The sequence below is a fragment of the Acidobacteriota bacterium genome, from assembly GCA_026393755.1.
GTDB lineage: Bacteria > Acidobacteriota > Vicinamibacteria > Vicinamibacterales > JAKQTR01 > JBAXOX01.
The window spans coordinates 242,630-268,427 of the sequence record JAPKZO010000032.1; the positions used below are offsets into that span (position 1 = coordinate 242,630).

A 25,798-nucleotide genomic window follows, 5' to 3' on the forward strand; every position below is an offset into this window, starting at 1 on the left:
AAAGATTCAGGCGAGCGGAACGGGCGTGAGCGGTGCGTGGCCGGACAGCACGGCCAGCACGTTGCGGGCGGCCAGATCGGCCATTGCCGTCCTGGTCTCCACCGTCGCGCTGCCGATATGCGGGGCGAGCACCACATTCTCGAGCGCGAGCAACGCCGGATGGACAACCGGCTCGCATTCGTAGACGTCGAGCGCCGCGCCTCCGATCACGCCGCTGCGCAGGGCCCAGACAAGCGCGTCCTCGTCGACCACCGGCCCGCGTGACGTGTTGATCAGGCGGGCGCCCCGCTTCATTCTGGCCAGCGTCTGCCGATTGATCAGATGTCTGGTCTCCGGCGTCAGCGGCACGTGGAGGGAGATGACATCCGCGGTCGCCAGCACCTCGTCGAACGTGAGTCTGGTGCAGCCCGCGCCCTCAGACTCCGACCCCGGCGCGTCGGCGTCGAGCGTGGCATAGACCACGCGCATGCCGAAGACCGGTGCTCGAGCGGCCACCGCACGCCCGATGCGTCCGAACCCGACGAGACCGAGTTGCTTGTGCCGCAGGTCCGATCCAAGCAGGAAGTCGAGGGCCCAGCCCTTCCACTCGCCACTCCGGACGAGCCGTTCACCCTCGGAAATGCGGCGCATGACGGCCAGCAGGAGGCCCCAGGTCAGATCCGCTGTCGCTTCGGTCAGCACGTCCGGCGTGTTGGTGACGACAATGCCGCGGTCGCGGGCGGCGGCCCGATCGATATTGTCGAATCCCACGGCGATGTTGGCTACGATCCGCAGGCCTGGGGCCGCGTCGAGCACCTCACCGTCAATGCGATCGGTCAGCAGGCACATCAGCGCCTGTTTGCCCGCCAGCCGCGCCTTGAGCTCCTCCTTCGGAATCGTGTTCGCGCCGACGTAGAGATCAACGTCGCAGACTGACGCGAGACCAGACAGAACCGGGTCGGGAATCACGCGGGTGATGAGCACGGCCGGCCGGGACATGTCAGCCACGCGACACGAACGCCTGCCGGCACTTGTCGGAGCAGAAGTACACCGTGCCCGACTTGCCGCGAACAGCCAGAGCGGAACTCGGCACCACGAACGTGCCGCAGACCGGATCGCGCGCCATCACCTGCCCCTTATCCGTCTTCCGGGCGGGCGACTTGGGCCCGATTCCCTCTCTGAGTCCACGGACAAAGCTCCGCAGCGCTCGTCCGACGAGAAGCGCGAGCAGCCCAAGTACGAGGAATCTGATCAAGAGGCGTCCCAGCATCGCGATCGGCGTGAACCGTGCTCCTTATTTCTTCAAGATGCCGGACGGCGACGCGCCCGCGGCGACCGGAGCGCTGCCGGCGGGCGGCATCGCTCCATCCGGGTGGGCCGCCTTCAGATTGTCCAGGGCCCGCTGGGCCGACGAGGCTTCCTCGCTGCCGGGTGCGAGCTTGATGACTTCGTTCCAGGCCTCCGTCGCGCCGGCCAGGTCTTGCTTGCCGAACGCCTTGACGACACCCAGATTCAGCCACGTCTTGGTGTGCTTCGGGTCAATGGCCAGGGACGCCGACATCTGCGTGATCGCGCGATCGGCTTGATCGGTGTAGTAGTAGCAGATCGCCAGGTCCGTGCTGACGTTGACGTCCTTCGGGACGAGCGCCAGCGCCTCCTCGTACCACCTCGTCGCTTCCTGGTAGCGTCCGGCGTCGAAGTACATGTCGCCAAGGTGAACGCGCGACGGCACATTCCTGGGATCGCGCTCGGCAATGTTCCTGAGCGGCGCAGCCTGGCTCTCGTCCAGTGCCGGGCGTGTCGCCGGCGTAGCAGCGGTCTGAGCCGTCTGCGCCGCCGGCGCGGCCGCTGCGCCCCCCGCGACGATGCGCATCGGAATCTGCTGGGTTCCGATCACCCAGCCCACGATGAGTCCAAACAGCGCGCCGGCCACGGCAAATACGATCGATTCAGTCTTCATGATGTCCCACTGATCATCACAACGTGCGAACGAACCATTCCACCACCGCGGTCGCGAGATCGGGGTCGCGGCTCAACATGAGCGTTCCGTGACCCGCGCCAGCGAGCACGCGCAGTTCGCGAGGGCCGTTCCCCATGGTGACCATGCCGCGTGCCGAGCGCAGGGCGTAAGGATCCTCGCTGCTCGCCACGAGCAGCGCCGGTCGTGAACCGAACTTCCTGAGCGCCGGCTCCATGCGCAGATTGCGGTACTCGAGCGACGGCGACAGCAACGCCAGCGACCTGACCGACGCGTCGTTGCCCGCAGCGATCGCCGCAACGTTTGCCCCGACGGACGCTCCGGCGATCCCGATGCGGCCGGGAGCAATCTCGGGGCGGGCCGACAGGTAGGCTTTCGCGGCCTCGGCGTCCAGCACGAGGTCCGCGAGGTCGTCGCCGCCCCTGGCATCGATTCCCGGCTGACCTGCGCGGCGGAAGTCCACCGACAGCGCGGCGATTCCAGCCTCCACCAACTTCTGCGCCGCCGCGTCCCAGTCGTGCCGCGAGCGCGCCATCATGTGCAGCAGCACGACGGCCGGAGCCGGATGCCTGTCTGGCAGGAACAGCGTCCCGGTGATCTGGGCGCCGTCCCGCGCGTTGAACGTCACGGTCTGCGGCTCTACGGCCAACACCGGCGCAGCGAGCGCGAGGAGCATCGCGATGACGCCGGGACATCGTCGACGGTGCCGAGTGTCGCGGTTCATGTGCGCAGCAACGCCACCATCTCGCGCACCGCCCGATCGAGCCCGACCAGCGCGGCGCGCGCCACAATACTGTGACCAATGTTCAATTCGATGATGTGCGGGACCCTGACAATGGGCTGCACATTCAGGTAGTTCAATCCGTGCCCGGCCAGGACCTCGAGCCCGATCGTCGCCGCACGGTCGGCACTCTCCCGGATTCGGGCCAGTTGTTGTGGTCTCGCGCCATCAGCCGCGTCCGCGTACGGTCCCGTGTTGATTTCGATCGCGTCCGCGCCAGCGTCCTTGGACGCATCGACCTGTGCCGCAGTCGCATCCACGAAGATGCTCACGCGGATGCCGGCTGGCCTGCAACGTTCGACTGCATGCCGAACGGCGGAAATGTTGGCGGCGACGTCCAGGCCGCCAGTCGTGGTCACTTCCTCGGGACGCTCGGGAACCAGCGTCACCTGGTCCGGCTTCACGCGGCAGGCGATGTCGACCATCTCCGGCGTCGCGGCCATTTCAACGTTGAGCTTGCTCTGTACGATCTGCCGGAGCAACTCCACGTCCCGGTCCTTGATGTGGCGGCGATCGCTGCGAAGGTGTACGGTGATGCCTTCGGCGCCGGCCAGTTCCGCGATGACCGCGGCGGCGACCGGTTCGGGTTCACGCGCTTTGCGCGCCTCGCGAATCGTCGCGATGTGATCGATGTTGACGCCTAGACGCATCGTCTGGCTCCTGCTTCTAACTTCTTGCTTCTTCCCTACCGTGGTGTCGCATCCGGCAGTCCGCCATCCACTGGAATGGTCGCTCCCGTGGTGGGCGACTGGCGCGTCGCGAAATAGAGCACCGCGTTGGCCACGTGCCGCGCGGTCACCTTGGCCTTCAGCAGATTCCGCGTGCGGTAGTACTCTTCGAGCCCGTCCTGGTCGAGGCCGCGGGCCTTCATCCGGTCGGGGCCGACTTCCGCCCACAGGCCTGACCGGCGCGTGCCGTGGCCAAACACGGCGTCAGGCGCTACCATGTTCACTCGCACATCGTCGTCGGCCAGCTCCAGGCTCGCAATCCGGCCAAGCTGATGCGAAGCCGCCTTCGTGGCGCTGTACGCGCCGAACTTCGCGCCGGGCGCGAACACGTTCTTGGTCGACACCAGCACGATGTCACCGCCTGTGCCCTGCACAGCGAAATGACGGCCCGCTTCGGCCAGCACCAGCAGCGTGCCTTCGATGTTGACCCGCTCCAGCCGGCGGAACGCCTCGACATCCATGCTGACAAGCGGCGAGACGTGAGCGATGCCGGCGTTGATGATGACCAGATCCACGCCGCCCCAACGGCTGGCCACACGCCGGAACGCCGCAGCGACCGACCCCTCGTCAGTCACATCCATCGGCACCGCGCTCACCTGCCCCGCCCCCGCGAAGCTCCGGCCGAGCTCGGCGGCCAGCGCATCGAGGCGCTCGCCAGGCAAATCGGTCACCACCACATGACAGTTCTCGTCGAGCAGGCCCTGCGCGATGCCTGCGCCGATCGCTCCCGCCGCGCCCGTCACCAACGCGACGCGTCCCGCCAGTGCGCCGCGAACGCCTATCAGCTTCGCGTGCTGCAAACCGCGGTATTCCATCTCGAAAAGCTGCAGCTCTGTCAGGCCCTCATAGGTGCCCATCTCGGCGATGGCGAGCTTGACCTGCAGGGTCTGCGCCGTGATATCGCGACTGATGACAGCGGCCTGATCGTCATGGCCCGCACAGACGGCGCCCACACCCGGCAGGAGCACGACGCGCGGCAAAGGAGCGAACGTGTCGAGCCAGTTCGGCCTCGCAGGGCGATGCCGGCCCAGGTACGACTCATAGGCGCTGGAGTACGCCTGCACCGCCGCCGAGAATGCTTCTTTGAACCTGGCGGGGTCGTCCCAGGCGGGCGCGTCGAACCAGAGCGGAAGGCTCCTGGTGCGAATCAGGTGATCGGCCGTGAGCGGCGGTGTGAGGAGCGCGTCCTTCGCCCCCGGCTGATCCAACGCGCCCAGCACGCGATCGTTGACGAGCGGTGCGAGAACCACGCGATCCCACCGTGGCTCGGCTGAACTGGATCGGCGCGCGAGTTGGCCGCGGATGATCGGCCCGACGGTGGCCAGCCGTTCCCAGGCCTCGGCGACAGCGGTCCGCGACATCGTGATGGTCCCGCCTCTGCGCGATCGCGCGGCGAGAAATGCTTCGGCCCGCGCGACCAGGTCGATATGCGTGTCATAGGAGGCGCGGGCGGTATGTCCCCACGTCATCAGCCCATGCTTGAGCAGCACGAGGCCCCGCGCGGCTGGCGCGGCCTCAACCGCCGCCGCGGCGGCCTTCGCCAGCAGGAACCCGGGCTCGACGTACTCGACGACGGCCACGTCTTCGCCAAACGCCTCTCGCACCAGGGCGGCACCACCGCGCTGGTTCGTCAGCGCGAGGACGGCGTCAGCGTGGGTATGATCAATGTAGATCCCCGGTAGGAAAGCGTGAACCAGGGTTTCGATCGACGGGGTCGGGCCGCACGAATCGAACAGCGCCCGCCGCAACTGGTTGGCCATCTCGTCGTCTGCCAGATGGTCGAGTACGCCGAAGCGGCGCAGCCACGTCAAATCGAGAGCGGGGTGGCCCCCGGGGCCAATCGTGGCCATGTCGAAGCCTGACGCCTTGACGAAGATGGCCGGGACCATGTCGCCGAAGGCGGATGGGTGCTCCGCTTTCAGCGACGTGTTGCCGCCGCCGTGGAGGACAAGCGCCGGGTCGGCACCGAGCAGGCGGCTGGTGTACGTTCGCAGGGCCAGCATCTCGCTGATGCCAGGCCCGAGACGCTCAACCGTCCGTGCCGCTTCCCGGTCGTCCCAGCGGTTTGTCATCGTGTTCCGCCTACTTCCTGTTCTTCGGCGTCCGCTGGCGCTCGCCCTTGAGCGTGAGGTAGAGATCGTAGGCCTGGCGAGGCGGCATCAGCGTGTGCACGACCTTGCCGACGGCCTGGATCATGGCGGCCGGCGCGTCAGACTGGAAGATATTGCGTCCCATGTCGACACCCGCCGCGCCCTGACTGACGGCGTTGAATGCCATCGTCAGCGCATCCAGTTCGGCCAGTTTCTTGCCGCCGGCCATGACGATCGGCACCGGACAGCCAGCGGTCACGGTGTCGAATCCCTTCTCACAGTAGTAGGTCTTGACCACCTGGGAGCCAAGCTCCGCGCAGATGCGTGTCGCGAGGCCGAGGTACCGGGCGTCTCGCGCCATGTCCTTCCCCACCGCGGTGACGCCCATCGTCGGCACGCCATACCGGAGTCCCATGTCGACCAGACGCGTCATGTTGTGGACGGTCTGCGTCTCGAACTCCCCTCCGATGTGCACCTGCACCGCCATCGCGGAGACATTCATTCTGAGCGCATCTTCGATGTCGACGGCGATCTGCTCGTTCGACAGTTCCTTCAACGTGCTTGGGCCGCCGGTCGATCGCATGACGACGCCGTGCCCGAACGACGCCGGAATCGTCGACCGCAGGATGCCGCGCGTGCACATCAGCGCGTCCGCGTACGGCAGTAGCGGCACGATGGTCAGATCGACGCGCTCCAGGCCTGTGGTGGGCCCGAGAAAGTAGCCGTGATCGATCGCCAGCATCACCGTGCGTCCGCTCTCGGGCCGGAAGATTCGGGCCAGGCGATTCCGCATGCCCCAGTCGAGCTGGTGCGCGCCCTTCAGGTAGAAGCCCTCGTGGCTGGCTGGCGTCTCCACGAAGAAGTTCTTGGTCTCTTTGACGTCGTCGATATCTGCCATTGAATGACTCCTATGCCCCGATTTCCCGCCTCACGGCGGAAGCAATCTCCTCCGCCCACGCGTCGATTTCGTCCTGGCGTTCGCCCTCAATCATGACGCGCAGCAGCGGCTCGGTTCCCGAATAGCGCACCAGCAGCCGCCCGCGCCCGTCGATCCGACTGGCGACCGCCGCCGCCGCGTCGGCGATGGCGGGAATCGCGTTCCAGTCTCGCTTCTCGCGCACTCGGACGTTGAGCAACACCTGCGGGAACGTCTTCAGGTCAGACGCGAGGCGCGCCAGCGGCTCCCCCGTCTCGGCCATCACCCGCAGCACGTTGATCGCGGTCACCAGGCCGTCCCCGGTGTAGAGGGAATCCGCAAAGATGATGTGGCCGGACTGCTCGCCGCCCAGCGCGAGATTGTCCTTCAGCATCTCCTCCATCACGTACTTGTCGCCGACCGGGCAGCGCACGAGCCCGATCCCGAGATCCCGCAGCGCCAGTTCGAGGCCGATATTACTCATCACCGTCGCGACCACGGCGTTGCCCCGCAGCCGGCCAGTCGCCTTCATCTGTTTCGCGCAGAGGTAGAGAATCGCATCGCCGTCGGTGATGGTGCCGTTGGCATCGATCAGGATGGCGCGGTCGCCGTCGCCGTCGAACGCCACGCCCAGCTGGCAGCCGCGTTCGACGACATGCGTGGCCAACATCTGCGGATGCGTCGATCCGCAGAGCAGGTTGATGTTGCGTCCGTCTGGCGCACACCCGATGGCGGTGACGTCGAACCCGAGCGACCGCAGTGCGGTCGGCGCCAGCCGCGACATGGCGCCGTGGCCGCAGTCCAGACAGATCCGGCGTGCGTGGGTGGGAAACAGGCCAGCCATCGCCTCGCGTGCGTGGGCGAGATAGACCTCCTCAAGATCGACCTGCTGGATCGGAGGCGCCTCGCCTTGCGGCTCCTGCCAGGACGCGTCGGCAACGATAGCCTCGACTTCTGCTTCGAGCGCTTCCGTGAACTTCGCGCCCGCGCCCGAGAACACCTTGATGCCGTTGTCGTGGTAGGGGTTGTGTGACGCCGAGATGACTACGCCTGCGGTGAATCCCCGACTGCGCGTCAGATACGCAACCGCCGGCGTCGAGATCACGCCTGCGCTGGTGACAACCGCGCCATTGGCCGTCGCACCAACGGCCAGATCGCGCTCGATCCACTCGCCCGACTCGCGCGTGTCCCGCCCAATCAACAACTGCGGCGCTTCGGACGCCGCGGGCAACACCCTGACGAGCGCCCAGCCGAGGCGGCGAATCGTCCGAACGTCGAGCGGCGGCACACCCGCCCGCCCCCGCACCCCATCTGTCCCGAACAGTCGTGTACTCATTTGACGGCGACCTGAACCTGTGCCGGATCGATCCGGACGATCGTGAAGTTTCGAGAGGGCGCAATCGTCACGGACAAGTCGTATCGACCCGGGCCGAGTCCGCCCAGGTCGACGGACGCTTCGAAGGCGTCCGCCGTCAGACGACGGAGCACGTCCTCCTGACCGCGCACCGTGACCACCACACTTATCGGGGTGGATCGGGCCGCGCGTCCGTCGCGCAGATGGAACATCCGCACGGGCACGTTGGCGATGGTGCGCTCGGTCCGCGTCGCCGCGATCTCGACGAGCACCCGCGCATTGCGGCCGTTCTTCAAGTGCGCGGTGCTGTTCGGCATCCCGATCGTGACCGACTCGCGCACTGAGGAGGTCGCGCCTTCGATCAACACCGGCTCGGTCACCGCCTGCTGGAGTCCGCGCAGGGCGCCTTCCGGACCGACGACCACGACTTCCGCCGGGTCGGTGGCAATCCGCTCCACGGCGTATCCAACGGCTGGCTGGCCTTCGATCGACGGCACGACCGGCACAGTCTTGGTCATCGTCCGTTCGAACACCAACGTCGATGTCGCCGGCGCAACCGTCTTGACCTCTATGCCGAACGGCACGCGGACGTCTTCCGGGGCGAGATGAAACAGGTGCCGCCCGACCCCGGCGTTGGACAGGTCCATGATCGCCATGACGTCGCCGGCCTGGAGATTGCCCAGCGCGCTGGACGAACCGCGCACGCGGACGTCGACCGTCCCCGGCATGTCGCCTACCATCTCGATTCCATCAGGCATGTTCTGCAGCTCGAGCGGTACGCGCAGGCTGCGCTCGACGATCTTCTCGCCTCCGACCAGCACCCACAACAGGGCGGCGATTATCACCGACAGCGCCTTGAGACGAAAATGGCGAAAGGGGTTGTAGGCCATCAGTCGAACGACCCCGTTGATTGGCGTTCGGCGACACGCCGCCGATGCGGAACGAGCGCCCGCAGCCTCTCCCGCAGGCGATCGGTGTCGAGGTCCCGTACCATTCTGCCGTCGAGAGCGAGCGAAATCCGGCCGGTCTGCTCCGACACGACGATGGCGGCCGCATCAGACTCCTCGGTCAGACCGATTGCGGCGCGATGACGTGTCCCCAGATCCCGGCTGACCGCGGGATTGATCGTCAGCGGCAGAAAGCAGGCCGCCGCCGCGATCCGGTCGCCTTGGATGATCACGGCCCCATCGTGCAGTGGCGATCGCACCTGGAAGATGCTCTGCAGGAGATCGTACGTCGTTGTGGCGTCGAGCGGGATGCCCCCCTCGATGTAGTTCCGCAGTCCGATATCACGTTCGATGGCGATGATGGCGCCTGTGCGCTGGCTCGCGAGCATCGTGGTCGCCACGACGAGTTCCTCGATCAGTTCGTCGTTCGACTCGGTCCGCGTGAAGAACCGGATGAACCGCGCACGTCCGAGGTGAGAGAGCGTGCGGCGGATCTCGGACTGAAACAGCACAATGGCCGCAAACACGACGTATCCGAAGATGTTGCGGATGAGCCAGTTGATCAGATCGAGGTGCCACCACCGCGACAGGTAGTAGACGCCGACCAGCAGGCCCACGCCGATGCCCATCTGCACCGCACGCGTGCCGCGAAGGAGCTTGAGCAGCTCGTAGATCGCGATGGCGGCGATGAGAATGTCCAGCACGTCGGTCCACGCGACGGGCGCACGCTGGAGCAGTCTGGTCAGGCTATCCACGTCGGTCTCTCTACTCCGGCATTGACGTCAGGCAGCGGCGAATCAGGCGGTGGCCCGCTGTCGAATCGCATCGGCGACGCGCGCCACCTGCACCATCGGGCCGACGTCGTGCACGCGCACAATGTGGGCGCCAGACAGTATCGCGGCGGCGACGGCAGCGGCGGTGCCCCAATCCCGTTCAGGCGGCGCCGCCTGTCCCATCGCGGCCGTCAGAAACGACTTGCGCGACGGGCCGATGAGCAGGGGCCGGCCCAGCGCGTGAATCCGCCGCAACCCGGCAAGCAGCGCGAAACTGTCCTCGGCGCGCTTGGCGAATCCGAGGCCAGGGTCGAGGATGATGTGATCGGCACCGATGCCGCCCGCCGCGGCTCGGTCCAGGGCCTGACGAAGCTCGTCCATCACGTCGGCCACGACGTCGCCGTACACCGCCTCGACGTACATCTGCCGCGACCGGCCTCGAGTGTGCATCAACACCACGGCCGCGCCGGTCTCTGCGACCACGTCCGCCAGCTTGTGATCATACCCTAACGCGCTGATGTCGTTCACGATACAGGCGCCCGCCGAGAGCCCCGCGGCGGCCACTCCCGCCTTGTAGGTATCAACAGAAATCGGAATGCGCAATCGCCCGGCAAGCCGCTCGATCACAGGCATGACGCGAGCCAGTTCGTCAGCCTCGGAAACCGGCTCAGCGCCGGGCCGTGTCGATTCGCCGCCAATGTCGATGATGTCGGCGCCGGCCTCCTCCATCCGCAACGCAAGCGCCATCGCCTCGTCCGGGTCCGTCACGCTGCCGGCGAATGAATCGGGCGTGGTGTTGAGAATCCCCATGACGAGCGTGCGCGATCCGAGCGCAAGGCGTCGGCCATGGGCGAGCGGGATCGTGAACGTGCCGCGGGCAGGATCGGTTTCCATTGGCTCCCCAATTCTGCCAGAAGGCGGCGTGGAGGTGTGTACCCGTCTCTGTCTTCAGCGCTCCTGCGGCAGCGGTTGCTGAAGCGGCGCGACAATGCCCGACGAGGCGTGATCGGCATCGGTCGCGGCTGGCGTATCGGCAACGACGACGGTGGGTGCCGGGCTCTCGGGCGGAACCTGGTCGAGCGCCTCTCCGGCGACGATGCGCCTGACCTGCTCGCCGTCGAGCACCTCGCGCGTGAGGAGCTCGTCGGCGATTCTGGCCAGCGCCTCGCGGCGCGTCACCAGCATGTCTCTGGCGCGATCGCGATTCTCCGAGACGATCCGCCGCACTTCCTGGTCGATCTTGACCGCCGTGTCTTCGCTGTAATCCTGGTGCTGCGCGATCTCGCGGCCGAGGAAGATCTGCTCTTCCTTCTTGCCGAAGGTCAGCGGCCCCATCTCGGGGCTCATGCCCCACTCGCACACCATCTTGCGGGCCAGATCGGTCGCCCGCTCGAGATCGTTGCCGGCACCGGTGGTGACGCTGCCAAGACAGATTTCCTCGGCAATGCGCCCGCCCATCAGGATGGCAATCTGGTCGAACAGGAACTCGCGCGTGTAGTTGTGCTTCTCGTCAATCGGCAGCTGCTGCGTGAGGCCGAGCGCCATCCCGCGCGGGATGATCGTCACCTTGTGGATCGGATCGGCGTTGGGCAGTACGACCGTCAGCAGCGCATGCCCGGCTTCGTGGAACGCCGTGACGCGCTTCTCCTGCTCGCTGATGACCATCGAGCGCCGCTCCGAACCCATCAGAACCTTGTCCTTGGCGAACTCGAAGTCGGCCATCTTGACGGCCTTCTGGTTGTAGCGCGCCGCGCCAAGCGCAGCCTCGTTCACCAGGCTGGCCAGGTCGGCACCCGAGAAGCCCGCGGTTCCCCGAGCCAGCACGGCCGGATCCACATCGTCGGCCAGCGGAATCTTGCGCGTGTGCACAATCAGAATGCCCTCGCGTCCGCGCACGTCGGGCCGATTGACAATCACGCGCCGATCGAAACGGCCGGGCCGCAGCAGCGCCGGGTCGAGCACGTCGGGCCGGTTGGTGGCCGCCATCAGGATGACGCCTTCGTTCGACTCGAAGCCGTCCATCTCGACCAGCAGCTGATTCAGTGTCTGCTCCCGCTCGTCATGGCCGCCGCCGAGGCCGGCGCCGCGGTGCCGCCCGACGGCGTCAATCTCGTCGATGAAAATGATGCACGGCGCGTTCTTCTTCCCCTGCTCGAACAGGTCGCGCACGCGCGACGCACCGACGCCGACAAACATCTCGACGAAATCCGAGCCGCTGATGGAGAAGAACGGCACGTTGGCCTCGCCGGCCACCGCGCGCGCCAGTAACGTCTTCCCCGTTCCCGGCGATCCCATCAGCAGGACGCCCTTCGGGATGTGGCCGCCGAGCTTCTGGAATCGCTGCGGCTCCTTGAGGAACTCGATAATCTCCTGCAGTTCTTCCTTCGCCTCGTCGACACCCGCGACGTCCTTGAACGTGGCCTTCTTCTGCGAACCTGACGACAGTTTCGCCTTGCTCTTGCCAAACGAGAGCGCCTTGTTGCCCCCCGTCTGCATCTGCCGCATGAAGAAGATCCAGAAGCCAATCATCAGCAGCGCCGGGGCCCACGAATAAAGCAGCGCCGCCCATGGGCTGGCGGTGGCCTCTTCGGCCTTGATCAGGACATTGCGCTCGACGAGCTTATTGCCCAGCCCTTCGTACTGCGCCGGGGCGTAAGTGCGGAACGATTCGTTCGCCTTCGTCGTGCCCGTGATTTCGCTGCCCCTGATGGTGACCTGCGAGACCTGCCCCGTGTCGACCCAGGACATGAACTCACTGAAAGTAATGGACTTATCCCTGGGCCGGAAACCCTCGGACAGGTTCCAGACAAGCGTGGCCACCACGACCAGCACCAGCCAAAAAACAAGACTCCGAATCGTAGAATTCACCTAGGACTCTCCCAGTCGGCTAAGCTTCAAGATTACCACGGTTTGCGTGCAATCCGTGACCCTCGCCTCGTCGCCGGCGACATACCCCGCGACCCACACGATGCGGTCTCGGGAGTCGACGACAACCGGCACCCGATCTCGCTCTGTGCGAGGCACTTTCAGGTCAACCATGACGTCCTGCAGTTTCTTTTTCCCGCCAAGCCCGAGAGGCCGCACCCGATCGCCGGGAATCCTCGATCGGACCCACAAGCCTCCAGCGGCGGCCTCGGAATCGATCACGGCCACGTGGCTCACGGTAATCCCTTTCGTGTGAGCCATTTGCGGAATATCGGCTCGAGCCTCGGACGTCTCGATCACACATCCGCACTCGGGAATCACCAGGCGACCCGGAACCGGAAGGCCGTAGTTGAAGCTGACCGGAGCGTCCGAATCCCGCGACTCCCTTCTAGATAAGACAACGGCTGACGGATTTCGTTCCATCCGAACGCCGGGAAGATCGGCGGCGGCGCGGGAAACACCCCCCGCGGCCAGGCCGAGCACCTGCTCGACATGGTCGAATCCGACGAACCGGGAGTCGTTCACGCGCAGGAGCGCGATCCGGACAACGCGCCGGGCGACGGCCACGGGCAGGGCTCTCAGACGCTCCACATCGAGCGCGATGCCGCGTTGGTCGACGGGCGATTCGACTGACGCGTACGCCTGTTCGGCCATCTGGTCGATGAGCGTCGATTCGTCTCTCAGCACGAGCGCCTGGCGCGCCAGTACGGCGGTGATGTCGGCATTCAGATGCCGGGCAAGCAGTGGCAGCAGGCGATGACGAATCCAATTGCGCGGAATGGTCAGGTCAGCATTGGTGGAATCGTCGCGATACCCTTCACCCGCCTCGGCGAGCCACTGCACGAGATCCTTCCGGCGGATATCGAGCAGTGGCCTGACGAAGATCCCGCGTGCCGGCCGAATCCCCGCCAGCCCGGACGAACCGGCACCCCGCAGCACGCGCAGCAGAAAGGTCTCCGCCTGATCGTCCCGCGTGTGGCCGGTGGCCACGTGGTCGGCGCCCAGGCGATCGGCGAGCTGACTGAACCACGCATATCTGGCGCGGCGGGCCGCCACTTCGATCGACACGTGTTGTGCCCGTGCGAGCGCGGCGACGTCCGCGGATCCGACGTCGACTGGCACGCCGATGCGGTCCGCGAGTTCGCGGCAGAACCGTTCGTCGTCATCGCTCTCGCTGCCCCGCAACTGGTGATTGAAGTGCGCGATCCCGGCGAGGGCGAACCCGCACTCGGGCGCGAGTTGCCTGAGCAGCAGCAGCAGCGCCACCGAGTCGGCGCCGCCAGACACGGCCGCCAGCACCTGGCACCCGGGCGGCAGCAGCCGGTCGCGCTCGATGGCGCGGCGGACCCGATCGTGAAGCGGCTTCATGGCAGGATTAGGCCGGAAACGGTTTCATAACCTGCGTAACGCGCCTCGTTCGAGGCACCAGAACGCGTGATGAGACCGGTTCCAGTCAGAAAACGATCGAGGGGCCGAACGTTGCCGACGCACGACCCCTCGATATACTGGTGCCGGTGCAGGGACTTGAACCCCGGACTCCGCGGATATGAGCCGCGTGCTCTAACCATCTGAGCTACACCGGCGTAACCCAACGATTTTATCACACCGAAATTGGGGTTAGAGTCCCAGCACGTGGTGGAACTTCGGAAAACCGCTGAGCCTGGACAGGGGAAGCGGCCATCGCGCACCGTATACTTCACCAATGGCCCACGGCCCTACGGCGATCGACGTCACCCCGGCAGCGCGTCGCCCGCCGCTCAAGTGGGCCGGTGGCAAGCGGTGGCTGGTGCCGCACATCAGGCCGTTGTGGGCTCCTCACCAGACGAGCCGACTGGTCGAACCGTTTTGCGGAGGCCTCGCGGTGGCGCTGGGCCTGGCGCCTCAGCGGGCGCTGCTCAACGACATCAATCCCCATCTCATCAACATCTATCGTCATCTGAAGCGGGGACTGACGATTCGTCTCGAGATGGAGAATGACTCGGCGGCGTTCTATGCCCATCGGCTGCGCTTCAACGATCTGCTGGCGGCCGGCAAAACCCGCACGATCGAAGCGGCGTCGCTGTTCTACTACCTGAATCGAACGGGATACAACGGGCTCTGCCGCTTCAACAGCCGCGGCCAGTTCAACGTGCCGTTTGGACGCTACAAGCGGATCACGTACGCCAGGGATTTCGACCGCTACGCGGACATCTTCGACAACTGGGAGTTCCGGAGCGCGGATTTCGAGAGGCTGCGATTGCGCGCCGACGACTTCGTCTACGCGGACCCGCCCTATGACGTGCCGTTCACGCAGTACGCGCGCGGCGGCTTCTCGTGGAGCGACCAGGTTCGTCTTGCCGAATGGCTCGTTCAACATCCGGGCCCGGTCGTTCTGTCGAACCAGGCGACTCCGCGCATCGTCGCCCTCTACGAGCGCCTCGGCTACGCGCTGAAGTTCCTGGCCGCGCCTCGCAGAATCAGCTGCACCGGCGATCGCGCGCCGGCCCGCGAAGTGCTGGCCACGCGAAACCTGTAGACAGGCGCAACGCCTCGTCGCCAGAATGACTCCCGGCGTGTTACACAGGCGGCCCCAGCAGTGTCGCCAGCCGGCTCAGGACGTCGGCCACAATCTCGCCAGGCAGCCTGCACGCGAAAACCGCCCGCCTCTCTCGCCAGTCGAGGCCCTTCAGGTGGTCCGTGAAGGCCAAGACAGGCTGCGCGAAGAGCGCATACGTCAGACCGGCGACGAGCCCTGGCAAGGTCCATTTTGCCGGCTTGTGCGAGCGGGACTGCGGCGTGGAGACCGCACGCGCCGCCAGTCCAATCCTAATCGTGGGCGGCTTCAATGATCGCGGCGGCGAGCAGCGGAATCAGGATCTCGTGCTGGCCGACCAGGCTGTAGCCGTGGCCGCCGGTGCCAGCTACTGGCCGCGTCACCACGTTGGTCTGCGGGCGGTACAGCCGCGCGAAATCGAGATTGACCGTCGTCAGCCCGGTGAGCGGGATGCCGCGATTGCGGGCGAGCGCGACGGCTTTCAGGAAGACCTCGGGCAGCACGACCGCGGAACCGCAGTTCAGATACACGCCGCGGTTGAGCCGCGCGACGTTCGACACGAAGTAACGGAAGTCGCGCAGGCTGCCGGCGCCAAGCGCCTCGCCTGATGCATCCGGGTGCATATGGATGATGTCGGTGCCGAGCGCCACGTGGACGGTCAGCGGCACGCCCAGTTGCGCCGCGGTCGCCGCCACGCTCAGATGGCCGAACGGCAGTGCGGCATCGACCAGGAACTTCCCCACCGACTGTCCAATGCCCAGACCCTGGTTCACGCCCTCGTTGATCGCGCGATTCAGCAAACGCCCCGTCTCCTCGGCCATGCCGAATCGGCCTGCGCCGAGCGTCTGGTCGACGTCCTCTGATGTGGACCCGGCCAACGCAATCTCGAAATCGTGGATGATGCCAGCGCCATTGGTCGCAAACGCCGACACGAACCCTCGCCGCGCCAGATCAATCAGAATCGGCGAAACGCCGGTCTTGACGACGTGCGCGCCGAATCCCCAGATGATCCCGCCGCCGCTGGCGCGGGCCTCGACAATGGCCTGCACTACTGCGCGGAAGTCGGCGCCGCCAAGGATGTTCGGCAGGCGATCGACAAGGGCGGCGACCCCGTCGCCACGCTGATGTGGCGTCGCAAAATCCACAACCGACGCCTTGCTCGTGCGCGAGGCGAGCGGATATGTGTGAACATCCGACAGGTCGAATTCTTCGTAAGGAAAAGTCACGGCGCGCTCCTGCAGGAGGTGGACGCTCGTCAGTCGTCAGTAGACGGTAGCTACCCGCGCGGCGAAACGCAAGAGCCCAGGCGAATCCCAAATCCTGTATTCTCCGCGCAGCCCCCAAAGGCACGGCTGGGCGGCTTCCGAAGCGGCCCCTCGAACCAAGAGAAGAGAACGCGGGGACGCGGAGGAACCGCCCACCCGTGACCTGCGACTGCGCGCAGTCGTCGCTAACTGATCGCTCTCGCGATGGCGCACGCGGCCTTGGCCCGCCGAAGCGATTGCTAGCTGATCGCCCGAGCAATCGCGAAGGCGGCACCGGCGGCCAATCCGCCAATCACCGTCGTTTGCACTGCGCTGCGCACGGCGTGCGCGCCGGTGAAGCGACCTTTGATGTAGCCGAACACCGCCAGCGCCAGCGCCGTGACCGCTATGGATGCCGGCAACGCACTGGCCACGGTGCTCTGCAGCATGTACGGCAGCAGCGGAATCAAACCACCGACAGCGTACGATCCGGCAATCGTGACGGCGCTGTGCAGGGCTCGTCGCGGATCCGGCTCCTCCAGCCCGAGTTCGAACTTCATCATGAAGTCGACCCACGCCTTGGGCCGCGCTTTAAGCGCCGCAACGACCGGCGCACTCGCTTCCTGGTCGATACCATACGCGCACAGCACTTCCTCGATCTCAGCCACTTCGCGCTCGGGCGTCTCGACGACTTCCTGCTCCTCGCGCCTCCGCTCCGACCGATAGTGCTCGGCGTCGCTGCGCGCCGCCAGGTAGCCGCCCAGGCCCATGGCAATCGATCCCGCCACCACCTCGGCCAGGCCGGCCGTGACGACGATGCGCGATGCGACCACCGCACCCGACAGTCCGGCGGCCAGCGCAAAAGGCACCGTCAGACCATCGGACATGCCGATGACCACGTCGCGAACAGTCTCGCCGGCGGTGAAGTGATGCTCGACGTGGGGCGTCACTGGCATGTGCTCTCCTCGGTAGTGGGGTCGGACCTCGTTTCACTCTCGCACCACCCGGATGGGCTGATGGCAGAAAGTGAAATAAGGTTCGACCCTCGCTTACGTTATCAACATTGCGTCGCCGTAGCTGTAGAACCGGTAGCGCTCCGCGACCGCTTCGGCGTACGCGCCGAGAACCGCCTCCCGCCCTCCGAACGCCGCCACCAGCATCAGCAACGACGAAGCAGGAAGATGGAAGTTGGTGACGAGCGCCCCAACGGCCCGGAACCGGTAGCCCGGGTAGATGAACAGATCGGTCTCGCCCGCTCCCGCTTCGACGCGGCCGGCCCCATGCGCCACGGCCGTCTCGACCGCGCGCGTCGTCGTCGTGCCAACCACCACGAGCCGGCGGCCGGCGTCGAGCGCGGCTGTGATCCGTGCCGCGGCGTCGGGTCCGATCTCGTAATGCTCCGCGTCGACCGTATGCGCCTCCACTTCGTCTACTCGAACGGGCTTGAACGTGCCGTACCCGACGTGCAGGGTGATGTCGGCGCGTTCGATACCGGCAGCGTCCAGTTGTGCCAGCAGCGGGCCGGTGAAGTGCAACCCCGCAGTCGGCGCGGCAATCGACCCGGGCTCGCGGGCGAAGACGGTCTGGTAGCGCTCGCGGTCCAGATCGAGATCCGCGCGCTTGATGTAGGGCGGGAGGGGAATGCGGCCGATCGCCTCGATCACATCCATCACGGGACACGGTTCGTCGGTCCACAAACGGATTTCCCGACGTCCGAAGAACCGCTGTGCGAGCACTTCGGCCTGCAGCACGCGGCCGCCGCGCTCGAACCGCAGCAGGCGCCCTGGCTTGAGACGCTGCCCGGGATGCACGAGCGCTTCCCAGCGTTCATCGTCCAGCCGCGCCACCAGCAACACCTCAACGGCACCGCCTCCCGGCTCACGTGTGCCGATGAGCCTCGCAGGAAAGACGCGCGTGTCGTTGAGGACGAGCAGGTCGCCTGCCCGCAGCCAGTGCGGCAGGTCGGCGACAGCGGAGTGCGTGCGCGCACCGGTGTGCCGATCGAGCACGAGCAGACGTGACGCCCCACGCTCGCCGGGCGGAAACTGCGCGACCAGTTCAGGCGGCAGGTCGAACGAGAAGTCGGCGACTTTCACGGGGAGAGACCAACGACACGGAGTTTCACGAGTCTCGCTACCGGGACCTCAGGCCGGGCTGGAGCCCGGCGATCCCAGGCGCGCGCCCGAACCCCGAATCCCGGCCGAAGCAAGTTCAGAACGCCCAGCGCAACAGCACCGATCCGACGGTGAAGCCGGCGCCAACCGACGCGAGCAGCACCAGGTCGCCCTTCTTCAACCGGCCCTGCTTGATGGCGTCCTGCAGGGCGAGCGGAATGGTCGCGGCGGTTGTGTTGCCGTAATCCTGAATGTTGAGCATCACCTTCGAATCGGGAAGACCGAGCCGGCTGGCGGCCGACGTGATGATGCGTCGATTGGCCTGATGCGACACGAAGAGCGCCACATCGTCTGGACCGAAGCCGTGCTTCTCAAGGATCCGGCGGCTGATCTCCTCGGTCTTCCGGACGGCGAACTTGAACACGGTCTGGCCGTCCTGCTTCACGAAGTGCAGGCGCTGATCCACCGTCTCGTGGGAAGCCGGCCGCAAGCTGCCGCCCGCCGGCATCTGGAGCGCCGGCGCGCCGCTGCCATCGATCTCGTGCTCGAAGCCGAGAATCTCAAGACCGGGTTCGGCGGCCGCCTCAACGACGACCGCGCCTGCGCCGTCGCCGAACAGCACGCATGTCGTGCGGTCGGTGTAGTCGATGATGCTCGACATCACATCGGCCCCGACGACGAGCGCGTGGTTGCTCTTGCCGGTCGACACAATCTGGCTGGCCACCGCCAGCGAGAAGGTGAAGCCGGAACAGGCCGCCGCCAGATCGAACCCCCAGCACCCGGGTGCGCCGATCTTGTTCTGGATGAGCGCCGCCGTGCTCGGAAAGAACATGTCCGGTGTCGTCGTGCCTACGATGATCAGGTCGATATCGGCCGGCGTAAGCCCCGCCTGCGCGATGGCCTTCAACGCGGCTTCCTTGCCCAGATCGGACGTCGCCACGCCCTTATCGACAATATGCCGGGTATGGATACCCGTGCGCTGGAGAATCCACTCGTCGGTGGTGTCGACCATCTGGCTCAGCTTCTTGTTGTCGAGAATGCCGGGAGGCAGATAGGTTGCCAGCGAACTGATGCGCGTCGGTCGAAGCATGTGTCCGTTCACCACAGTCCCGAATCCCTTCCTGGGGCCTTGAGGCCGAAATATTCATAAGCGCGGGCTGTCGCCACCCGCCCCCGCGGCGTGCGATCAAGAAAGCCGATCTGAATTAGAAACGGCTCGTAGATGTCTTCGATCGCGTCTTTCTCTTCGCTGATCGCCGCCGCAATCGTGTTGACACCCACCGGCCCGCCACCGAACTTGTCGATAATCGTGCGGAGCAGGCGGCGATCAATCTCGTCAAAGCCATGCTCGTCCACCTCGAGCATCTCCAGTCCTGCCCTGGTCGTCTCGCCTGTGATGTCCCCGTTGGCACGCACCTGCGCGTAATCGCGCACGCGCCGCAGCAGCCGATTCGCGATGCGCGGCGTGCCGCGCGATCGCCGCGCAATCTCGCGCGCCGCCTCATCGCTGGTGGCGACGCCCAGGATGCGGGCCGAGCGGCGCACGATCTCCTCGAGGTCGTCGTCGCCGTAGAAGTCGAGCCGATGGACGATGCCAAACCGGCTCCGCAACGGCGAGGTCAGCAGCCCCGCGCGCGTCGTCGCCCCAATCAGCGTGAATTTCTGCAGCGGCACTTTGACCGAGCGGGCGCCTGGGCCCTGGCCGATCATGATGTCGAGCTCGTAATCCTCGAGAGCCGGGTAGAGAATCTCCTCGATCGTCGCCGCCATGCGGTGGATTTCGTCGATGAAGAGGACCTCGCGCTCCTTGAGGTTGCTCAGGATCGCAGCCAGGTCGCCAGGCTTCTCGAGGACCGGTCCCGACGTCGAGCGCACCGGCACGCCGAGTTCGTTGCCAATCACGTAGGCGAGCGTCGTCTTGCCGAGTCCTGGCGGACCGTACAGCAGCACGTGATCCAGGGCTTCGTTCCGCTGCCTGGCCGCCGTGATCGAAACCTGGAGGTTCTCGCGCACGCGGTCCTGGCCGATGTACTCGTCGAGCGTCCGCGGCCGGAGCCCGGCTTCGAAGACCGTGTCCTCGTCTTCGCGTACGGGTGTGACGATTCGATCGTCAGGCATCGTGTCAGCTCAGACGCGCCAGTTCGCGCAGCGCCTGTTTGAGCACCAGTTCGAAGGTCGGCGACTCAACTCGCGCGAGCGCCGCGTCCACAGCTTTCTCTGTAAGAGGCCGATGATATCCCAGGTTCAGCAGCGCCGAGAGCAGGTCGCGGCGAAGATCCTCGCCCGGTTCGTCTGCTTCCCGGCCCGCGCCGGGCTCGAGACCGAGGCCCGTCGGCAGGCGATCCTTGAGCTCGAGGCAGATGCGTTCCGCCGTCTTCTTGCCCACGCCGGGAATCGCCGTCAACCGCACGACATCTCCGGCCTGCACCGCGCGCACCAGGTCGGCTGGATCGATCCCGGACAGTACCGCCAGCGCCAGCTTCGGCCCGATGCCGCTGGTGGCAATGAGCCGCTCGAAGATTTGCTGCTCGAACACCGTCACGAACCCGTAAAGCGCCAGCGCGTCTTCACGCACGTGCGTGTGGACGCGAAGAGCGACTTCGGCGCCGGGCTCGCCAAGTCTATAGAACGTGGACAACGGCACAGACACGTCGTAACCCACGCCGGCGACGTCGACAATGATCCGGTTCGGCTGTTTCTCGGCCAGCCGGCCGCGCAGAAACGCAATCATGGGCGGTACTCGCGCCAGCTTTTCGCTCCGCGGGCGCCCCGCTTCGCGCCGGTTACGATCGCGGCCACGGGCCCCCCGCTGGCATGCACGTGGCAGATGGCCACCGCCAGGGCGTCAGCCGCGTCGTGAGGAGCCGGGACATCGGTCAGGCCGAGCATGAGGCGTACCATCTCACCGACCTGCTGCTTTTCGGCTCGGCCGTACCCAACCACGGCCCGTTTGATCTCGGCCGGCGCGTACTCGAACACCGGGTATCCGCCCTCGACGGCGGCAAGCAGCGCCACGCCCCTCGCGTGGCCCAGCTTCAGCGCGCTTCGCACGTTCTTTGCGTAGAACACGTTTTCGATCGCGACGCAGTCCGGCCGGTGCTTCGTGAGCAGCAGGCCGAGCGCCTTGTAGATGGTCAGCAACTTGTCGGGAAACTCGGCCTTGGGGGATGTGGCGATCGCGCCACACGCGACAAGTGTGTGCCGGCTCCCATCAGTCTTGATGCAGCCGTAACCGGTCCGCTCAGAGCCGGGGTCGATGCCGAACACCTTCACGCGTAGGAGGCCTCGAGGTCCTTTTCGCTGATGTCGGCGTTCGACCAGACGTGCTGCACGTCGTCGTGATCCTCGAGCAGGTCGAGCAGCTTGATCATGCTCTGGGCCGATCGGCCCTCGAGCGAGACGTAGATGGTGGGGATCATCGACACCTGCGCCGAGATCGCTTCGATGCCGAGCTTGTCAATCGCCTCCTTGACAGTGGGATAGACGTCGGGCGCGCTCAGCACTTCCCAGTTGTCGCCGTCGTCGCGCAAGTCCTCGGCGCCGGCGTCGAGCGCCGCGGCCATCAGCGTATCTTCCGCGGCCTTCGTCTTCTCGATGACGATGTAGCCCTTCTTCTCGAACATCCGGCGAACGCTGTTGGTCTCGCCGAGATTGCCGCCGTACTTGCCGAGCAGATGCCGGATCTCGCCAACGGTCCGGTTCTTGTTGTCGGTCATCGCCTCGATGAGCAGCGCCGCCCCGCCCGGACCATAACCCTCGTACGTGATTTCTTCGTACTGGACGCCGGGTTCCTCGCCGGTACCACGTCGGATGGCCCGCTTGATGTTGTCGGCCGGCATGTTCGCGTTCTTCGCGTCGGCGATGATGGTGCGAAGCCGCGGGTTCGTATCGGGGTCGCCGCCGCCACCGCGGGCGGCCACCGTCAGTTCCTTGATGATCCGGGTGAATGTGCGGCCCCGCTTGGCATCAGCGGCGCCCTTCTTGTGCTTGATCGTCGCCCACTTGGAATGGCCAGACATGCGGAAACTCCAGCAACATCTCGAGGAAAACGGCCGGAAAAATGCGTGTTAATCGTAGCATAGCCAACCCGCGCGAAGCCAGACGACGACCGGGACGCCGGACGCGGCAGCCTCACCTACTTCTTCAGCTTCTGTTCGACGCTGTGCACCTTGTCGTCGAGCGTCTGTACCTTGTCGATGCGGGTGCCCGCCTTGATCACCGTCGAGATGCGCGGCGCCCCCATCTGGTGAACAACCTCGTGGCAGCGTTTGATGGCCGCAAACACGTCGTCCCATTCTCCTTCGACGTTGGTCCCGTACGCGTGGAGGCGGGTGGTCAGATTCGCCTCTTTGAAGACCTGCTCGCACCTGGCGACGTAGCTCGAAAGCGACACGCCCACACCAATCGGCACCACAGCGACATCCACCATGACTTTCACGGCATCCTCCTTACGTTTCCCTCCTGGCGTGCCCGGCGGGCCACGATCAGCCAGACGTCCGCACGGGGGTCCCACGGCCCGCCGTTGTAGTCGCCGAGCACGGCCGAGACGGCGAAGCCGGCCAGTTCGAGACGACGTGTCATCTCCTGCACCGACACGGTTCTGAAACTGATTGAGAACTTGTGCACGTGCCGGCTCGTGCCCCGCCGTTCGACAAACTCCTGATCGAAGACGGTCACGCCGCGCGAGCGATCCTGGCGGACCGATTCGATCAGCGTGATGCGCGCCCTGCTTCCACGCATGGTGCCGCGCAGCTTGACGCGCCGATCGTATTCCTGCCACGACACCAGATCGGACACCATGTCGATGGCAAAGGTGCCGCCCTTCTTCAACACCCGAAACGCGGCGGCCAGCGCGGCATCGAGCGCGTCGTCATCGAGCAGCGACTGGAGAATCCCATACGGGGCGGCAACCAGAGAGACGCTCGCGGCCGGAAAGGGCAGAAACCGGATGTCGCCCCGAACCAGGTGCAGATGTGCGCCGAGTTTCGCCAGCCTCGTCCGCTTTCGTGCCCGCGCCAGCATGGACGCCGATCGATCGACGCCAATAATCTGAGCACCGGTGCGCGCGATGGGCAGCGAGACGCGTCCCGTGCCGCAACCCAGTTCGAGCACGGGCCCGCCGGTCTTCCGCGCCATCTGCTGCCAGAACTTCACGTCGCGACGGCCCATGGTCTGGGCATTCTCCCAGTCGTAGAACCGCGCGTAGTCGTCCCAGCCTCGCCAGCCTTCCATCGACATATGGTTCTAGAACCTCATGCCCACGACAAGCGGCAGGAACTTGCCAGTCGCCGGCACCGGGCCTGCAGGCGTGGAAAACGTCGGGCCCCACACGTAGTGATACCGCATCTCGGCGAAGAAGCGGCTCATGGCGACTCCCGCGCCGACATTGACGCCGAAATCCGTGGTCGATCGCGTCGCGGCCGCTCGGTCTGCCGCCACCGGGCCGGGAAAGCACACGAACCACCACGGGTTGCAGACCGAGATCGGATCGTCGGTCGCCACGGTCAGGCTGACGCTGCGGTGGTAGATTCCGACGCCTCCGGTCACGTAGATGCGAACTCGTTGTGCCGGTGCCCGAAAGACGACGTCGGCGGTTCCAAACTGCATGCGCGGTTCCACGTGGACCGGACCGGACGCGGGGAACTGCGGCGTGTCCTTTGCCCCGAGCGTTGTGCGGACATAGTCGAACCTGAGACCGATCTGTTCGCCGATATTCCAGGTGACGCCGAGATCGACGCCGAATCCTGTGGTGAACTGCCTGGCGCTGCCCGAGAGGGGGCCGACAGCCGTCGCGCCGGCCGTCAACGCGATCGTTCGAGCCTGGGCCAGCAGCGACGCCGGCGCCATGAGGCACACCATCGCCATCATCACGGCTGCGCGTCGTCTGATCATGGTCACCTCACGGAGACAGATGTTCCGGCCGCGCGAGACTCTCGCCGCGACCGCGAACAGCGGCCGGCGAAGTCCGGCGAGTGGTCATGCCGGCTCGCTTGTCGTCGAGCATTGCTCCGCCAGTCTACAACAGCCCCAGACGGGGCACGCCGACAGGACTGCAGGCCGGGCTGTCCGCCTCCGCGCGTAGCGCTACGGCGAGACCTCGACCGTAGCTCAACGAGCGAAGTCGGGGAGCCCGTCCTTCGGCGCTGCTCAGGACGCCCCGAGCAAGGTCGAGGGGCGGCGATCCCAGGGAAAGGCTGACCCGGTCCCCAAGGTGTGCATAATACGTTCGATGGCCCACATGGATGACCTCGCCCGCTGGCGCGACCAGTTTCCGATCGTTTCGCGATCGGTCTACATGATCAGCAACTCGCTCGGCGCGATGCCGCGCGACGTCGCCCGATCCCTTGCCGAGTACGCCGACGCATGGGCCACGCGCGGCGTGCGGGCGTGGGAAGAGCGCTGGTGGGAACTCGCCGGAGAGGTCGGCGACCGCGTCGCGCGCATCATCGGCGCGCCGGCCGGATCGGTCAGCATGCACGAGAACGTCACGACCGCGTCGGCCGTGGCGCTGTCATGCCTGCGCCGTGAGGGTCGCCGTCGCCGGATCGTCTGCACCGAGATGGACTTTCCGTCGATGGTCTATCTCTACCGCGCGCAGGCGGCGCTCGGCTTTGAACTGAAGATCGTGCCGGCGCTCGACGACCTCTCGGTGCCCGGAGATCACATCGCGTCGGCCATCGACGATCGGACCAGCGTGGTCGCCCTCTCCCACGTCCTCTTTCGCAGTTCCTACATCGTCGATCCCGCCCCCGTCATCGAGCGCGCACACCAGGTGGGCGCTGTCGTCATTCTCGACGGCTACCAGTCTGCGGGGATCATCCCGGTCGATGTCGCGACGATGGGCGTGGACTTCTTCGTCGGCGGCTGCCTGAAGTGGCTGTGCGGGGGGCCCGGCAACGCCTTTCTCTACACCGCCCCGTGGATCAAGTCGGAGCGGCCTCCGGGCCTGACCGGATGGGTCGCGCACAAACGCCCGTTCGACTTCGACATCGACGACGGCGCGCTGCGGGAAGACGGGATGGGGATGATGAATGGCACGCCCGCCATCCCGGCGTTCTACGCGGCCCTGCCGGGTCTCGACATCATTCAGCAGGTCGGCATCGGCCGGATTCGCGAGGCGTCGACGTCGATGACGAGGCGGTTGCTCGAATTGGTCGACGAATATGGGTTCTCGTCGGTGGCGTCGCGCGACCCGAGGCGGCTGGCGGGCACGGTCGCGGTCGCCGTGCCTGACGCGAAGCACGTGTCCCGTGCGCTCAAGGCTCGCGATTACGTAGTCGACTATCGGCCCGGCGTCGGCATCCGCATCTCGCCGCATTTTTATAACACGATGGACGAAGTCGACGCAGTGATGCGCGAACTGGCGCGCATCGTGCGCGATAAGGACTACGACGCCGGCGCCCCCTCCACGTCCGTGGTGACGTAACGGGCCGCAC

26 protein-coding genes and 1 tRNA gene are annotated in these 25,798 nt (G+C 66.0%); 2 read left to right on the forward strand and 25 right to left on the reverse strand.

Annotated features, from left to right (window positions below):
• Nucleotides 1-6 precede the first annotated feature (6 nt).
• From NTV05_14710 to NTV05_14775, 14 genes are all read right to left on the reverse strand, one after another.
• Entirely contained in the window at nt 7-978 is a 972-nt protein-coding gene (locus tag NTV05_14710) for a D-glycerate dehydrogenase (protein MCX6545650.1), read from the reverse strand.
• A gap of 1 nt (nt 979) precedes the next feature.
• Nucleotides 980-1,234: a hypothetical protein gene (locus NTV05_14715; GenBank protein ID MCX6545651.1), complete on the reverse strand. Its 255-nt coding sequence runs from the start codon at nt 1,232-1,234 to the stop codon at nt 980-982.
• A gap of 39 nt (nt 1,235-1,273) precedes the next feature.
• Entirely contained in the window at nt 1,274-1,939 is a 666-nt protein-coding gene (locus NTV05_14720; GenBank protein MCX6545652.1) for a tetratricopeptide repeat protein, read from the reverse strand.
• Between the two features lie 16 nt (nt 1,940-1,955).
• Nucleotides 1,956-2,681 (reverse strand): alpha/beta hydrolase, encoded by a 726-nt coding sequence (locus NTV05_14725; protein MCX6545653.1) that lies wholly within the window; start codon nt 2,679-2,681, stop codon nt 1,956-1,958.
• The gene (locus tag NTV05_14730; GenBank protein MCX6545654.1) at nt 2,678-3,388 is read right to left on the reverse strand and encodes a pyridoxine 5'-phosphate synthase; all 711 of its coding nucleotides are present in this window, start codon (nt 3,386-3,388) and stop codon (nt 2,678-2,680) included. The genes NTV05_14725 and NTV05_14730 overlap by 4 nt, the downstream gene beginning before the upstream one ends.
• 35 nt (nt 3,389-3,423) lie before the next feature.
• Complete coding sequence (locus tag NTV05_14735) at nt 3,424-5,538, reverse strand: bifunctional aldolase/short-chain dehydrogenase (GenBank protein MCX6545655.1); 2,115 nt, start codon at nt 5,536-5,538, stop codon at nt 3,424-3,426.
• A 10-nt stretch (nt 5,539-5,548) separates the two neighbouring features.
• Nucleotides 5,549-6,454: a 3-hydroxy-5-phosphonooxypentane-2,4-dione thiolase gene (gene lsrF / locus NTV05_14740; GenBank protein MCX6545656.1), complete on the reverse strand. Its 906-nt coding sequence runs from the start codon at nt 6,452-6,454 to the stop codon at nt 5,549-5,551.
• Between the two features lie 10 nt (nt 6,455-6,464).
• The gene (gene glmM, locus NTV05_14745) at nt 6,465-7,808 is read right to left on the reverse strand and encodes a phosphoglucosamine mutase (GenBank protein MCX6545657.1); all 1,344 of its coding nucleotides are present in this window, start codon (nt 7,806-7,808) and stop codon (nt 6,465-6,467) included.
• Nucleotides 7,805-8,716, reverse strand: coding sequence for a CdaR family protein (locus NTV05_14750; protein ID MCX6545658.1), 912 nt, complete (start codon nt 8,714-8,716; stop codon nt 7,805-7,807). Before NTV05_14750 ends, glmM begins: the two co-directional genes overlap by 4 nt.
• Nucleotides 8,716-9,528, reverse strand: a complete 813-nt coding sequence (gene cdaA, locus NTV05_14755; GenBank protein ID MCX6545659.1) for a diadenylate cyclase CdaA — start codon at nt 9,526-9,528, stop codon at nt 8,716-8,718. The genes NTV05_14750 and cdaA overlap by 1 nt, the downstream gene beginning before the upstream one ends.
• A 42-nt stretch (nt 9,529-9,570) precedes the next feature.
• Nucleotides 9,571-10,440, reverse strand: a complete 870-nt coding sequence (folP, locus tag NTV05_14760) for a dihydropteroate synthase (GenBank protein ID MCX6545660.1) — start codon at nt 10,438-10,440, stop codon at nt 9,571-9,573.
• Nucleotides 10,441-10,494: 54 nt separating this feature from the next.
• Nucleotides 10,495-12,414, reverse strand: a complete 1,920-nt coding sequence (gene ftsH / locus NTV05_14765; GenBank protein ID MCX6545661.1) for an ATP-dependent zinc metalloprotease FtsH — start codon at nt 12,412-12,414, stop codon at nt 10,495-10,497.
• The gene (tilS, locus tag NTV05_14770; GenBank protein MCX6545662.1) at nt 12,415-13,839 is read right to left on the reverse strand and encodes a tRNA lysidine(34) synthetase TilS; all 1,425 of its coding nucleotides are present in this window, start codon (nt 13,837-13,839) and stop codon (nt 12,415-12,417) included.
• Nucleotides 13,840-13,977: 138 nt separating this feature from the next.
• Nucleotides 13,978-14,054, reverse strand: a tRNA-Met gene (locus NTV05_14775).
• A 119-nt stretch (nt 14,055-14,173) separates the two neighbouring features.
• Here NTV05_14775 and NTV05_14780 point away from each other — a divergent pair.
• The gene (locus NTV05_14780) at nt 14,174-14,986 is read left to right on the forward strand and encodes a Dam family site-specific DNA-(adenine-N6)-methyltransferase (GenBank protein ID MCX6545663.1); all 813 of its coding nucleotides are present in this window, start codon (nt 14,174-14,176) and stop codon (nt 14,984-14,986) included.
• A gap of 290 nt (nt 14,987-15,276) precedes the next feature.
• Here NTV05_14780 and NTV05_14785 read toward each other — a convergent pair whose 3' ends face one another.
• The 11 genes from NTV05_14785 to NTV05_14835 all read right to left on the reverse strand — a co-directional run bounded on the left by NTV05_14785 (nt 15,277) and on the right by NTV05_14835 (nt 24,254).
• Nucleotides 15,277-16,230 (reverse strand): hypothetical protein, encoded by a 954-nt coding sequence (locus NTV05_14785; GenBank protein MCX6545664.1) that lies wholly within the window; start codon nt 16,228-16,230, stop codon nt 15,277-15,279.
• A 278-nt stretch (nt 16,231-16,508) separates the two neighbouring features.
• Nucleotides 16,509-17,204 (reverse strand): VIT1/CCC1 transporter family protein, encoded by a 696-nt coding sequence (locus NTV05_14790; GenBank protein MCX6545665.1) that lies wholly within the window; start codon nt 17,202-17,204, stop codon nt 16,509-16,511.
• 93 nt (nt 17,205-17,297) lie between these two features.
• Nucleotides 17,298-18,344, reverse strand: a complete 1,047-nt coding sequence (queA, locus tag NTV05_14795; protein MCX6545666.1) for a tRNA preQ1(34) S-adenosylmethionine ribosyltransferase-isomerase QueA — start codon at nt 18,342-18,344, stop codon at nt 17,298-17,300.
• Nucleotides 18,345-18,459: 115 nt separating this feature from the next.
• Nucleotides 18,460-19,452 (reverse strand): ketoacyl-ACP synthase III, encoded by a 993-nt coding sequence (locus NTV05_14800; GenBank protein MCX6545667.1) that lies wholly within the window; start codon nt 19,450-19,452, stop codon nt 18,460-18,462.
• Nucleotides 19,453-19,460: 8 nt separating this feature from the next.
• On the reverse strand, nt 19,461-20,480 hold the full coding sequence (gene ruvB / locus NTV05_14805) for a Holliday junction branch migration DNA helicase RuvB (GenBank protein MCX6545668.1): 1,020 nt from the start codon (nt 20,478-20,480) through the stop codon (nt 19,461-19,463).
• Nucleotides 20,481-20,484: 4 nt separating this feature from the next.
• Entirely contained in the window at nt 20,485-21,093 is a 609-nt protein-coding gene (gene ruvA, locus NTV05_14810) for a Holliday junction branch migration protein RuvA (GenBank protein MCX6545669.1), read from the reverse strand.
• Nucleotides 21,090-21,635: a crossover junction endodeoxyribonuclease RuvC gene (gene ruvC, locus NTV05_14815; protein ID MCX6545670.1), complete on the reverse strand. Its 546-nt coding sequence runs from the start codon at nt 21,633-21,635 to the stop codon at nt 21,090-21,092. The genes ruvA and ruvC overlap by 4 nt, the downstream gene beginning before the upstream one ends.
• Nucleotides 21,632-22,381: a YebC/PmpR family DNA-binding transcriptional regulator gene (locus NTV05_14820; GenBank protein ID MCX6545671.1), complete on the reverse strand. Its 750-nt coding sequence runs from the start codon at nt 22,379-22,381 to the stop codon at nt 21,632-21,634. The genes ruvC and NTV05_14820 overlap by 4 nt, the downstream gene beginning before the upstream one ends.
• A 116-nt stretch (nt 22,382-22,497) precedes the next feature.
• Complete coding sequence (locus NTV05_14825) at nt 22,498-22,800, reverse strand: MTH1187 family thiamine-binding protein (protein ID MCX6545672.1); 303 nt, start codon at nt 22,798-22,800, stop codon at nt 22,498-22,500.
• Nucleotides 22,797-23,600, reverse strand: a complete 804-nt coding sequence (locus NTV05_14830) for a class I SAM-dependent methyltransferase (protein MCX6545673.1) — start codon at nt 23,598-23,600, stop codon at nt 22,797-22,799. The genes NTV05_14825 and NTV05_14830 overlap by 4 nt, the downstream gene beginning before the upstream one ends.
• Before the next feature lie 6 nt (nt 23,601-23,606).
• Complete coding sequence (locus tag NTV05_14835; protein ID MCX6545674.1) at nt 23,607-24,254, reverse strand: outer membrane beta-barrel protein; 648 nt, start codon at nt 24,252-24,254, stop codon at nt 23,607-23,609.
• Between the two features lie 337 nt (nt 24,255-24,591).
• Here NTV05_14835 and NTV05_14840 point away from each other — a divergent pair, with 337 nt between their 5' ends.
• On the forward strand, nt 24,592-25,788 hold the full coding sequence (locus NTV05_14840; protein ID MCX6545675.1) for an aminotransferase class V-fold PLP-dependent enzyme: 1,197 nt from the start codon (nt 24,592-24,594) through the stop codon (nt 25,786-25,788).
• Nucleotides 25,789-25,798: the final 10 nt, after the last annotated feature.

What these genes read in the sequence shown, in the direction of transcription:
- NTV05_14710 (MCX6545650.1), bottom strand. Translation starts at nt 978, where the DNA reads ATGTCCCGGCCGGCCGTGCTCATCACCCGCGTGATTCCCGACCCGGTT.
- NTV05_14720 (MCX6545652.1), bottom strand. Translation starts at nt 1,939, where the DNA reads ATGAAGACTGAATCGATCGTATTTGCCGTGGCCGGCGCGCTGTTTGGA.
- NTV05_14725 (MCX6545653.1), bottom strand. Translation starts at nt 2,681, where the DNA reads ATGAACCGCGACACTCGGCACCGTCGACGATGTCCCGGCGTCATCGCG.
- NTV05_14730 (MCX6545654.1), bottom strand. Translation starts at nt 3,388, where the DNA reads ATGCGTCTAGGCGTCAACATCGATCACATCGCGACGATTCGCGAGGCG.
- NTV05_14735 (MCX6545655.1), bottom strand. Translation starts at nt 5,538, where the DNA reads ATGACAAACCGCTGGGACGACCGGGAAGCGGCACGGACGGTTGAGCGT.
- lsrF (MCX6545656.1), bottom strand. Translation starts at nt 6,454, where the DNA reads ATGGCAGATATCGACGACGTCAAAGAGACCAAGAACTTCTTCGTGGAG.
- glmM (MCX6545657.1), bottom strand. Translation starts at nt 7,808, where the DNA reads ATGAGTACACGACTGTTCGGGACAGATGGGGTGCGGGGGCGGGCGGGT.
- NTV05_14750 (MCX6545658.1), bottom strand. Translation starts at nt 8,716, where the DNA reads ATGGCCTACAACCCCTTTCGCCATTTTCGTCTCAAGGCGCTGTCGGTG.
- folP (MCX6545660.1), bottom strand. Translation starts at nt 10,440, where the DNA reads ATGGAAACCGATCCTGCCCGCGGCACGTTCACGATCCCGCTCGCCCAT.
- tilS (MCX6545662.1), bottom strand. Translation starts at nt 13,839, where the DNA reads ATGAAGCCGCTTCACGATCGGGTCCGCCGCGCCATCGAGCGCGACCGG.
- NTV05_14780 (MCX6545663.1), top strand. Translation starts at nt 14,174, where the DNA reads ATGGCCCACGGCCCTACGGCGATCGACGTCACCCCGGCAGCGCGTCGC.
- NTV05_14790 (MCX6545665.1), bottom strand. Translation starts at nt 17,204, where the DNA reads ATGCCAGTGACGCCCCACGTCGAGCATCACTTCACCGCCGGCGAGACT.
- NTV05_14800 (MCX6545667.1), bottom strand. Translation starts at nt 19,452, where the DNA reads ATGCTTCGACCGACGCGCATCAGTTCGCTGGCAACCTATCTGCCTCCC.
- ruvB (MCX6545668.1), bottom strand. Translation starts at nt 20,480, where the DNA reads ATGCCTGACGATCGAATCGTCACACCCGTACGCGAAGACGAGGACACG.
- ruvA (MCX6545669.1), bottom strand. Translation starts at nt 21,093, where the DNA reads ATGATTGCGTTTCTGCGCGGCCGGCTGGCCGAGAAACAGCCGAACCGG.
- NTV05_14820 (MCX6545671.1), bottom strand. Translation starts at nt 22,381, where the DNA reads ATGTCTGGCCATTCCAAGTGGGCGACGATCAAGCACAAGAAGGGCGCC.
- NTV05_14830 (MCX6545673.1), bottom strand. Translation starts at nt 23,600, where the DNA reads ATGTCGATGGAAGGCTGGCGAGGCTGGGACGACTACGCGCGGTTCTAC.
- NTV05_14835 (MCX6545674.1), bottom strand. Translation starts at nt 24,254, where the DNA reads ATGATCAGACGACGCGCAGCCGTGATGATGGCGATGGTGTGCCTCATG.
- NTV05_14840 (MCX6545675.1), top strand. Translation starts at nt 24,592, where the DNA reads ATGGCCCACATGGATGACCTCGCCCGCTGGCGCGACCAGTTTCCGATC.